Raw genomic sequence first — 11,447 nt, forward strand, 5'->3', positions numbered from 1 at the left:
CGGGCGCTTTTGTTTTGGCAGGCAAGCGCCCAGCCCCGGCAGCGCCCAGGCGTCTACCACCGCTCAGATGGACAGGCGGTAAACCCGCGCTGCGGTGCCGCTGAACAACGCAGTTTTTTCGGCCTCGGTGGCGCCGGCGCTGAACGATTTGAACGCGTTCCACAGCGTCGCGTAATCGCAGGTGCCGCGATCGACCGGAAAATTGCTTTCGAACATGCAGCGGTCTGCGCCGAAGGCGGTGATGGCGGTTTCCAGCCAAGGCCGCCATTCATCGGCCAGCATCTGCGCCGTGGCCGGCGGATCGGCCATGAAGCTGGCAAAGCCGCCAAACGGCATGGCCAGCCCGCCCAGTTTCATCACCACGTTGGGGCAATCGGCCAGCGCCCCGATACCGCTCGCCCACCCGGCAAAATCGGGGTCACGCCGGCCGGCATAGGACGCCGTGCCCAGCGGCGTTGCCAGATGATCGCAGATGATCGTCAACTGCGGCAGGGCGCGGGCCATGGCCACCAATTCCGGAAGCTGGGGCGCCAGCAGCCAGCAATCATAGCTCAGCCCCAGCGCCGCCAGTTCGGCGAGGCCGGCGCGGAAAGCGGGCTGCGCCAACAGGCCGGGCGGATTGCGCTGCAGGATGCCCAGCACAGCAGGATCGGCGTCCCACGCCGGGGAATGGCGGATGCCGCGAAAGCGCGTGGGCGCGGCGGCGAGGTGCGCCTCCAGCACCGGGCGCACGGCGGCGCCCAGCGTGAGATCGGCATGGCCAACGATGCCGGCACAGGCCCGCGCCGGGCCATAGAGGCCGGATGCGCTCATCGCGGCGACACCGTTCACGAATTCGGTTTCACCCACGCAGCGCAGCGCCGGCGGGCCATCGGCGCGGTAGAACGTCCCGCATTCCAGGAACACGGTGGCAACGATATTGTGGCCCGCCGCCATATCGGCATTCAACTGATCGAGCAGATAGAGCGGGCTGAGGCTGATCGCCTTTTCAAAGGGCGTGCCGCCGGCCGAAAGCGCAAAGCCGCGCCGATCCCACAGATGATGGTGCGGATCGACAATCGGGCGCCAAGGGTCTGAAATGGCATCGATGACGGCTGACATGCTGATTCTCCTCGGGCGCAGCATCATCACCGAACGCACTGCCGGCAAGCCTGTCAGAATGCGGCGCGCGGCCTGAACACTGTCCGGCGCTGCTGCCACGGCCGATCCCCGGCTGCATCGGCGGCCACCCGAACCTGCATATCCGAAAGATCGATCGCTGCTGCCCCGGTTTGCGCCAGCGAACGCGCATCCAGCTTGAGCCAGCGCGGCCGGCACCACGCCGGCAGCCGGCGATCCGATACGATGATATCGGCCGCGGCGCAGGCCGGCGCGAAGGTGCCACGCGGGATCAGGCTGCGCCCGGTGGTAACGAGCAACCGCCAGCGCCGGCCGCCATTGTCCCCGGCGCGCTGTATATCGGCCACGCAGGCTTCGGCCGAACAGCGCGCGAACGGCAACGTGCCCAGCCAGACTGCGCTGCCCGGATCGGCGCCGACGGCTTCGGCCCAATTGTCGATCAGGAAATCGCCGACGCGTGTCCGGCTGTGCGCCAGCCGGCCATCGGCAAGCCGCAGCGCAAGATGGCGGCCATCGCTGCTGACCAGCAGATCGGGCACAGGCGCTGCCATCCCCAACAGCAGCGCCGCCGCCAGCGGTGCCAGCCCCCACCAGCGCGCGCGCGTACGCCACAGCGCGAGCCACAGGCCGCCGGCCGCCCCCAGCACGAACACCGGGCCGGGGATGGCGGCGCTGGTGATGACGGCGCCGGGCAGGCTGGCGGTGAAATCGGCCAGATCGATCAGCCACTGCATTGCCCAGCCAGCCAGCGGCCACAACCAGCCCAGCCCGAGCATTTCCGCCAGCATCGCCAGCATCAGCGCCGGCATCACGACAAAGCTGGTATAGGGAATGGCGACCAGATTGGCGGCGATGCCGTACAGCCCGCTGCGGCCGAAATGATAAAGGCCGATGCCCGACAGCGCGAATTCGGCGACCAGACCTGACGCCAGCAGCGAGGCCGCGGCGCGCGCCAGCCATTGCCACCAGGGTTCATCCTCGCGCACTGCCACCAGCCAGCGGCCCAGCCGGCTTTCGTACAGGGCGACGATGCCGATGACGGCGGCAAAGCTCATCTGGAAACTGGCGCCGAGCAGGGCTTCGGGCCGCACCACCAGAATGGCAAAGGCCGCCGCCGCCAGCAGCCGCAGCGACAGCGCCTGCCGCCCCAGCATCATGCCCAGCACCACGATGCAGGCGGCGATCACCGCGCGCACCGTGGGCACCTGTGCGCCCGCCAGCAACGTATAGGCCAGGCCGGCCAGCGCGCCCGCCGCCAGCGCCAGCGTGGGCACCGGCGCCCGCAGCGCCAACCACGGCCACAAGCCCAGCAGGCTGCGCGAAAACAGCGCCGTGCTGCCCACCACCACCGCGATGTGCAGGCCGGAAATCGACAACAGATGCGCCAGCCCGGCATCGCGCATCGCCTGCGCCGTGGCCGGCGGGATCGCGCCCTGCCAGCCGGTGACAAACGCCGCTGCCACGGCGCCCGCCTCCCCCGGCATCCGCGCGGTAATCAGCGCCTGCAATTGGCCGCGCACGCCCGCCAGCCACAGGCCCGGGCCTGGCTGCGGCGCACCAAGCACGCGCACCGGCCCGAGGGCAACGCCGCTGGCGCCGATGCCATCGAACCAGGCACGGCGGGCCAGATCATAGCCGCCGGGCACGGCCATGCCCGCTGGCGGCGACAGCAGCGCGCGGGCGGAAATAATCGCCCCGGCAGCGACCTGCAGCTGCCCCCCCTGCGCCGATGCCCGCAAGCGGAGGCGCACGCGGTCCACCCCGCCGGGCAGCGCAAATCCGGGCGTGGGCACCAGCAACAGGCGTTGATCGCCAAAAGCCAGCGGCTCGGCGCTTTCGACCCGTGCCGTGATGGTGACAAAGGCACGGCCAGCCAGCACCGGATGATGATTGAAGGCCACGCGAGCTTCGGCAGCGCCCAGCCCGGCGAGCAGCAGCAGCGCCGCCCACGCCAGCGGCCGCACCCCGGCCCCGGCCCCGGCCCCGGCCCCGGCCCCGACCCCGACCCCGGCCCCGGCCCCGACCAGCGCAAGTGCCGCCGCCAAGGCCGCTGCCGCCAGTGCCGCCGCCTGCCGCCACGGCGCCCACGGCAAGGCAAACCACAGCGCGATACCCGCTGCCAATGCCACCGGCAGCCACAGCGGCAGATGCGCGCGTTCGCCGTCCAGCCAGCGCAGCCAGCCGGTGTGAAGCACCTGCCCTGCGGTTTGCCCGCGCGGCGTTTGTCTGGCTCCCGTTTGTCTGGCAGGCGTCCTTCTGCTAACCACCCATCCGTCCCGACTGCCCCTCCCGGCCAGACCCTGAAGCCCTAGAATTGGATGAAACGCGCATGAGCGCAAGCAACGCTTTCGCTGGCAAGGTGGTCACACGGTTTGCGCCGTCGCCCACCGGCTTCCTGCACATCGGCGGGGCGCGCACCGCCCTGTTCAACTGGCTGTTTGCCCGCCACCACGGCGGCGAATTTCACCTGCGCATCGAAGATACCGACCGCGCGCGATCGACCGAGCCAGCCATCGCGGCGATTCTGGACGGGATGACCTGGCTCAATTTGAATTGGGACGGCGAAGTGGTGTATCAGTTCAGCCGCGCCGGCCGCCATGCCGAGGTGGCGCACCAACTGTTGGCCAGCGGCCACGCCTATCGCTGTTATGCGACGCCCGACGAATTGACGGCCCTGCGCGAAGAGCAGCGCGCCGCCAAGCAGCCGATGCGATACGACGGGCACTGGCGCGACCGCAGCGACCGGCCGAACGATGTGCCGTATGTGATCCGCCTCAAAGCCCCGCGCGACGGTGCCGTTACCCTTCACGACAAGGTGCAGGGCGCGGTGACGGTGAACAATACCGAACTTGATGATTTCGTGCTGCTGCGGTCCGATGGCACCCCGACTTATATGCTGGCGGTGGTGGTGGACGATCACGACATGGGCGTGACCCACGTGATCCGCGGCGATGATCATCTCAACAACGCATTTCGCCAGCTGGCGTTGATTCGCGCGCTGAATTGGGAGGAGCCGATCTATGCCCACATCCCGCTGATCCACGGCAGCGACGGTGCAAAACTGTCGAAACGCCACGGCGCGCTGGGCGTGGATGCATACCGGGACGAGATGGGCCTTTTGCCGGAGGCGGTGGAAAATTATCTGCTGCGGCTGGGCTGGGGCCACGGCGATGACGAAATCATCAGCCGCGATGAGGCGACCGGGTGGTTCGAACTGGCCGGCGTTGGCCGCTCGCCGTCGCGGTTCGATATCAAGAAGCTGGAAAATCTGAACGGGCATTATCTGCGTGCCGCCGATGACGGCCGGCTGGCGGCGCTGATCACGGCCCGCGCGGCTGCGGCATTGGGCCGCGAATTGACCGCAGATGACCAAGCGCTTTTGCAGCGCACCATGCCGGAACTGAAAAAACGTGCCAGCAACCTCAATGAGTTGGCAGCAAGCAGCCTTTTCTATCTTCGCAGTCGCCCAATCCCCATGGACGAAGGCGCGGCCAAGCTGCTAGCGTCTGCGACACCGGGGTTGCTTGACCGCATCCGGGCACGATTCGCCGCCCAGGATGACTGGTCGGCAGCCGCGCTGGAACAGGTGGCGCGCGACATGGCGACAAGCGAAGGGGCCAAGCTTGGCCAGATCGCCCAGCCACTGCGCGCCGCTGTTACCGGATCGGCCCAGTCGCCCGGATTGTTCGAGGTCTTGGAAGTGCTTGGCAGGCAAGAAGTGTTGGGACGGATTGACGACGTTCTGGCGGGATGAGCGAAGGGAAGACGGGCATGACAGCCAACATCATCATCGACGGCAAAACCGCTGAATATCCGGTGCACAAGGGCAGTATTGGCCCTGAAGTCGTTGATATTCGCAAACTTTATGCCAATACCGGCCGCTTTACATTTGATCCTGGTTTCACCAGCACGGCGAGTTGCGAATCCAAGATCACCTATATCGACGGCGATGAAGGCATACTGTTGTATCGCGGCTATCCCATCGAACAGCTCGCCGAACGATCAAGCTTTCTGGAGGTGGCGCATCTGCTGCTGAACGGCAATCTGCCCAATGCGGCGGAAAATGCCGAGTTCACCCGCAACATCACCCGCCACACCATGATCCACGAACAGCTGGCGACGTTCTACCGGGGTTTCCGGCGCGACGCTCACCCGATGGCGATCATGTGCGGCATCGTTGGCGCGATGGCGGCGTTTTATCACGACTCGACCGACATCCACGATCCCCATCAGCGGGTGATCGCATCGCACCGCATCATCGCCAAGATGCCGACACTGGCGGCGATGGCGTATAAATATTCGATCGGGCAGCCGTTTCTGTATCCCGACAACAGCCTGTCGTTTGCCGGCAATTTCCTGCGCATGACCTTTGGCGTGCCAGCCGAACCGTATGTGATCGATCCTGTCATCGAAGACGCGATGGAAAAATTGCTGATCCTGCAGGCCGATCACGAGCAGAACGCCTCCACATCCACCGTGCGGCTGGCCGGCTCGTCGGGCGCCAACCCGTTTGCCTGCATCTCGGCGGGCATCGCCTGCCTGTGGGGCCCGGCGCATGGCGGTGCCAACGAAGCCGCGCTGAACATGCTGCGCGAAATCGGCACGCCTGACCGGATTCCGGAATTCATCGCCCGCGCCAAGAACAAGGACGATCCATTCCGCCTGATGGGCTTTGGCCACCGCGTGTACAAGAACTACGATCCGCGCGCCAAGGTGATGGCCAAGGTGGCCAAGAACGTGCTCGACAAGATGGGCATCGCCGATCCCATCTTCGATGTCGCGCGTGAGCTTGAGCAGATTGCGCTGAACGATCCGTATTTCATCGACAAGAAGCTTTACCCCAATGTCGATTTCTATTCGGGCGTGGTGATGTCGGCGATCGGCTTCCCCACTTCGATGTTCACCGTGCTGTTTGCCATCTCGCGCGCGGTCGGCTGGATCGCGCAGTGGACCGAAATGATGGAGGATCCCGATCAGAAAATCGGCCGTCCGCGCCAGCTTTATACCGGCCACGCGCACCGCGATTATGTGCCGATGGGGCAGCGCGCCTAACCGTCCCCAGTTATTTCGATCAGGGAACGCACAAAAGGGGGCTGCCGGCTTGAACGGCGGCCCCTTTTCCTGTTTGTGCTGCGGCATGGGTGATTTTCTGGCTCCTCCCGAACCGCGCCGTTGGCCCTGGATCGTGGCCATCGCGGCCAGCGCGGCGTGGGCCGCAGCTATCATCGCTGCATGGGGTGCCGCCACCGGCCGTTTCGCCCTTGCGCCGTCGCTGCAACCGCTGCTGCTTATGATCGCCGCGCTGGCCGGCCCGCTGGGTGCGGCGCTGTTGGCCGCAGTGCATCTGCGCGATGCCGGCGCCGTGGCAGCCGCGCGCGCCGCCATTGCCGATACCCGCAGCAGCCAGGCCGCGCAATGGCTGGAGCATAGCGCGGAATCGCTGGCCCGCCTCGAAACGCAACTGGCCGCCACCACCGCCCGCATGGCCGCGATGGAAGCGCCAGTGGCGAGCCACGCCAGCGTGCTTTCCGGCGCAGCCAATGCAATTGACGGTGCTAACAGCCGGCTGGCCGAAACCGTGGCGCAGGCCGTTGCTGCCAGCAGCGATGTCGCCGGCGCCGTGCCTGCGGCCACCGGCCAGGCCGAAGCCTTGAGCGAGCTGATGAACCGGGTGGACAACCAGTTGCGCAGCCAGCTGGCCGAAACCGAAACGCTGCTCGCCGGGTTGTACATCCGCGCCAGCGAGGCCGAAGCCGAAGCCCGCCGCGCCGCGCAGGCCAGCCGCGGCGAGATCAACGCACTGGCCCAGGCCAGCCAAACCGGCCTTGCCGCCATGGCCAGCGCCGCAGCGCAGGCCCGCGATGCGGTGGATGCCCCGATCGGCGCGCTCAACACCGCCATCGATGCTGCATTCCAGCGCACCGCCGCATCGGTGGATCAAACCCGCGAGGCCGTGCACGCCCAGACCAGCGCCATGCTGGCCAGCGTCGATCAGGCCCGCACTGCGCTGGCCCATATCGGCGGCGAAGCGGCGCGCGCGCTGGATGAACGGCTGGCCGCGTTGCAGCAATTGGCCGGCAAGATTACCGGCGAAATCGAAGCCAGCGGCGCGAGTGCCGGCGCTTTGGTGGACGAACTTGGCGGCCGGGTCGAAGCCTTGGAAACCCGCCTCGCCGCTGCCATCACCAGCAACAGCGATGCGCTGGCCGGGCTGGATGAGCGCGTGGCCACCGCTGGCCAGCAACTGGCCGGTCTCACGGCGCCGCTGGGCGATGCCGATGCCGCGCTGGCCGCCGTGCAGTTGCGCCTCGAAGCCATGGGCAGCGAAGCCAGTCGCACCATCGCCCTGTTCGAAGGCCAGTTGCCGGCCGGCGAGCAGCAGGTGAGCGCGCTGCGCGGGCAAATCGCCGGGCTGGAAGCGCAATTGGCCAATATCAAGGAGCAGGCCGCCACGCTGGCCGAGCCGCTGGAAGCCGGCAGCAGCACCTTGAACAGCGCCAGCGACCGCCTTGCCGCTGCCCGCGATACCATGGCCGCCACGACCGCCGAGCTTGCCGATGCCATGGCCCGCGCCGAGGAACAGATGCGCGCACTGGAAGGCGACACCAGCCGCCTGAGCCTGACGGCATCGGGCGAATTGATCGATACCTTCAGCCGCGTACGCGAAGTGGCGGACAATGCCGCCGGCGCCATGCGCACTGCACTGGCCGGGGTAATCATCGAGGCCGAGGAAGCGCTGGACAAAGCCGCGATCAGCCGCACCGAATCGGCTTTTGCCGCGCCAATCCGTGACCGCATCGAGGAATTGATGGAATTGCAGGGCCGCGCCGCCGAATCGGCGCAGGCCGCCGCCGAGCGCGTGGCAGAGCGGCTGCTTGGGCTGACCCGCACGCTTTCGGACGTGGAAGCGCATGTGGATGCAGTGGAAACCCGCGCCGACGTGCGCGCCCGCAACGCGCTGGGCCGCCGCGCCAACAGCCTGATCAACAGCCTGCAATCCAGTGCCATCGATCTGGCCAAACTGCTGGATTACGATATCGACGACAAGACCTGGGCTGATTACGCCGCCGGCGATGCCAGCGCCATCGCCCGCCGCCTCGCCCACGGGCTGGACAGCGGCGCCGGCCGCCAATTCGTGCGCCATTATACCCACGATCCGGAATTCCGCACCGAAGCCAGCCGTTTCCTGCAGGAATTTGAATCATTGGTGGCTGATGTGGTGCCCGAGCGCGGCGGCGAAGCACTGGGCGCGACGCTGCTGTCGTCGACGTTGGGCAAATTGTATCTGGCCATCGGACAGGCGGCCGGGCGGTTCAATTGAGGTTTGGCAAGAGGCCTCCGGCGGGCAGGGCCTGAGGCCCTGCACCCACTTTCGCTGGTGTAGTGTTTTGCGCCGTTGTGTTGTGCATGATCCGGCATCTTTTGGAAGATGCTTCAATTTGCTTGATCTTGGAGAGCAGCATGGCACGCATAGTGGTCACGGGCGCACGGCGCGGCATTGGCCGTGAGATCACGCTGACACTGGCCCGCGCCGGGCATGACGTGACGGCGACGATGCGCGACACGGCCGGCAGCGATCTCGCCGATCTCGCCCGAAACGAGCAATTGTCGATCAGCCTGGCGGCGCTGGATGTCGATGATGATGCGTCGGTCGCCAGTTTGTTTGCGCAGCCGAGCATGGGCACCATCGACGTGCTGATCAACAACGCTGGCATCCTTTCGATCAATGCCATGGAAGACGAGTCCGTCGCCATGATGCAGGCGGTGATGAACACCAATTTCTTTGGTGCGGTGCGCTGCATGAAGGCCGTGGTGCCGGGCATGCGCGCGCGGCGGCAGGGCCTGATCATCAACATCTCGTCGATCGCGGGGCGGATGGCGGCCTTTTCGCACAGTGCCTACGCCCCGTCGAAATTTGCGCTGGAAGCGGCGAGCGAAGTGCTGGCGCAGGAATTGGCGCCGTTTGGTGTGCGGGTCGCGCTGATCGAACCAGGGATCATCGCCACCGATATGGCCGTCGCCAATCTGCCCCAGCCGCGTGCCGACAGCGCCTACCCCCACGGCGGGCGCATGGTGGCGATGAATGCCGATGCGAGCAATGGCACGCCGCCTTCGGTGGTGGCGGGCACGGTGGCGGACATCGTCAGCGGCCGCATCACCGCTTTCCGGACGCTGTGCGGTGACGATGCCAAGGCGTTTGCTTCCATGCGCGGCGGCATGAGCGACGAAGCGTGGATTGCCATGAGCGACACGATGGATGACGGCGTTTTCTTCGGCAGGATGACGGCGGCGATGCAGGGCTGATCGGCTGCGGCGTGGTGAGGCAGACGTTCAGGCAGCCTCCGGTGGGCAGGGCCTGAGGCCCTCCACCAACTTTCGTTTTCGGGCAGTCTTTTCGGGTCAATGGCCTGTCATGCTGGCGCAGGCCAGCATCCACTGTGCCGATTGGGCGATTATTGGCGCCGGAACCACCTGTGCGACGATGGATGCTGGCCTGCGCCAGCATGACACCTAATTATAGCGGAGTTTCTCCGTGAACATGTGGAGTGCAGGGCCTCGGCCCCTGCCTGCCGGATGCACGGCCTTATGCGGAGGGCCCCGGCGCGTATGGCCCGCGGGTGCGCCAGAACGGCACGTCGTCCACCGTGATCCAGCCATAAGTGTAATTGGCCAGGAACAAGGCAAACAGCACGCCGCTGATGAGGGTGGTCCACAGCAATTTCTTGCCAATCATCGGATTGGACGGGGCAGAACTGGCCTGGCCGGGCACGGATTCGCTGCCGTCATCGTGGCTCGTGCGCACGCCGAAGGGCAGCACGGCAAACAGGGTGAGCATCCAGAACAGCAGATAGACGGCCAGAACTGATTGCGGCTTCACAGTCTCGTCACCTGCACGTCCGTCACCGGTTTTTTGCCAGTCCATTCGCGGGCGATGCGGCGCACGGCGACTCGGATGGCTTCGGCATAGGGCTCACCGCGTTTGGATTCGGCTTTGGCGGCGGCCTTTTCGGCGGCTTCGGCGCAGGCGGCGAGGAATTGGGCCTTGTCTTCCTCGACGGGCACGCCGTGGGCGCTCACCTGCGGCCTGGCGGCGGGCAGGCCGTTGCGGCCGACAACAACGCTCACTGCGATCAGGCCGAAATTGGCCAGTCGCCGCCGTTCGACGATGGTGGCGCCGTCGGCGGGCAGGATGATCTCGCCGTCGAGCAGCAGCCGCCCGGCCTTTTCATGGCTGATCAGCTTGGGGCCATCGGGGGCGAGGCGGATGGCGCTGCCGTTGATCGGCACCATCGCCTTTGGCACGCCGCATTCCTTGGCCAGCTTGGCGTGTTCTTCCATGTGGCGGCGTTCGCCGTGCACGGGGATGGCGATTTCAGGGCGAATCCATTCGTACATCGCCTCCAGCTCGGGCTGCCCGGGGTGGCCGGAGACGTGCACATGCGCCTGTTTTTCGGTGATGATATCGATGCCGCGCGCGGCGAGCGCATTCTGCACCCGGCCGATGCCAAGCTCGTTACCGGGGATTTGCTTGGAAGAATAGACGACGAGATCGCCGGGTTCCAGCTTCAATGCCGGGTGGCTGCCTTCGGCGATACGCGACAGCGCCGCCATTGGTTCGCCCTGCGCGCCGGTGCACAAAATGAGCACCTTGTTGCGCGGCAGGTTCATCGCCGTGTTCCAATCGATGGGCTCGGGCAAATCCTTGAGGTAGCCGGTGGCGCGGGCGACCTTTACGATACGGTCCATGCTGCGGCCGGCGAGCACCAGTTCGCGGCCGCAAGCCTTGGCCACCTGGCCCAGCGTGCCGAGCCGGGCGGCGTTGCTGGCAAAGGTCGTCACCAGCACACGGCCCTGCTTGCGGGCCTTGATCAGGCGCATCAGCCCGTCTTTCACGTCGGCTTCGCTGCCCGAGGCTTCGGAGTTGAAGACGTTGGTGCTGTCGCCGATCATCGCGAGGATGCCGCTATCGCCGATGGCCGTCAGTTCGGCGGCCGTGGCCGGGGTGCCCATCTGCGGCGCATCATCCAGCTTCCAATCGCCGGTGTGGAAGATGCGGCCATAGGGGGTATCGATGATCAGCGCGTTGCCCTCGGGAATGGAGTGAGCCAGCGCGACATAGGTAAAACCGAACGGGCCGAGTTGCAGCGTGCCGCCCATCGGCACGATGTTGAGCTTGACCTCGCGCTCCAGCCCTTCTTCCTCCAGCTTTTTGGCGATCAGGCCGGCGGTGAACGGGGTGGCAAAAAGCGGCACCTTCAGATCGGCGGCGAGATAGGGAATGGCGCCGATATGATCTTCGTGGCCGTGGGTGAGCACGATGCCGAGCA

General features: G+C 66.3%; 8 protein-coding genes. 4 read left to right on the forward strand and 4 right to left on the reverse strand.

Features of this window, described 5'->3' with window-relative positions; translation table 11 throughout:
* Positions 1 to 63 precede the first annotated feature (63 nt).
* Complete coding sequence (locus tag ACESL8_RS12010; RefSeq protein ID WP_372919165.1) at positions 64 to 1,101, reverse strand: amidohydrolase; 1,038 nt, start codon at positions 1,099 to 1,101, stop codon at positions 64 to 66.
* A 53-nt stretch (positions 1,102 to 1,154) separates the two neighbouring features.
* A complete protein-coding gene (locus tag ACESL8_RS12015; protein WP_372919167.1) occupies positions 1,155 to 3,314 on the reverse strand; it encodes a ComEC/Rec2 family competence protein in 2,160 nt (719 codons plus the stop codon).
* 134 nt (positions 3,315 to 3,448) lie between these two features.
* On the opposite strand from ACESL8_RS12015, the gene gltX reads away from it, so the two are divergent.
* The 4 genes from gltX to ACESL8_RS12035 all read left to right on the forward strand — a co-directional run bounded on the left by gltX (position 3,449) and on the right by ACESL8_RS12035 (position 9,423).
* The gene (gene gltX, locus ACESL8_RS12020; protein WP_372919169.1) at positions 3,449 to 4,873 is read left to right on the forward strand and encodes a glutamate--tRNA ligase; all 1,425 of its coding nucleotides are present in this window, start codon (positions 3,449 to 3,451) and stop codon (positions 4,871 to 4,873) included.
* A 17-nt stretch (positions 4,874 to 4,890) separates the two neighbouring features.
* Positions 4,891 to 6,171 carry a citrate synthase gene (locus tag ACESL8_RS12025; protein WP_372919171.1) on the forward strand — a complete coding sequence of 427 codons (1,281 nt, stop codon included), beginning with the start codon at positions 4,891 to 4,893 and terminating at the stop codon, positions 6,169 to 6,171.
* An 85-nt stretch (positions 6,172 to 6,256) separates the two neighbouring features.
* Positions 6,257 to 8,440, forward strand: a complete 2,184-nt coding sequence (locus ACESL8_RS12030; RefSeq protein WP_372919173.1) for a hypothetical protein — start codon at positions 6,257 to 6,259, stop codon at positions 8,438 to 8,440.
* Between the two features lie 140 nt (positions 8,441 to 8,580).
* Positions 8,581 to 9,423 carry an SDR family NAD(P)-dependent oxidoreductase gene (locus ACESL8_RS12035; RefSeq protein WP_372919175.1) on the forward strand — a complete coding sequence of 281 codons (843 nt, stop codon included), beginning with the start codon at positions 8,581 to 8,583 and terminating at the stop codon, positions 9,421 to 9,423.
* 280 nt (positions 9,424 to 9,703) lie between these two features.
* Here ACESL8_RS12035 and ACESL8_RS12040 read toward each other — a convergent pair whose 3' ends face one another.
* Both ACESL8_RS12040 and ACESL8_RS12045 read right to left on the reverse strand, forming a co-directional pair.
* Positions 9,704 to 9,997 (reverse strand): DUF1467 family protein, encoded by a 294-nt coding sequence (locus ACESL8_RS12040; RefSeq protein ID WP_372919177.1) that lies wholly within the window; start codon positions 9,995 to 9,997, stop codon positions 9,704 to 9,706.
* The coding region (locus ACESL8_RS12045) for a ribonuclease J (RefSeq protein WP_372919179.1) at positions 9,994 to 11,447 on the reverse strand (1,454 nt) is incomplete at its 5' end. The genes ACESL8_RS12045 and ACESL8_RS12040, both read right to left, overlap by 4 nt.

The sequence above is a fragment of the Sandarakinorhabdus sp. genome, assembly GCF_041689835.1.
Taxonomy (GTDB): Bacteria; Pseudomonadota; Alphaproteobacteria; order Sphingomonadales; family Sphingomonadaceae; genus Sandarakinorhabdus.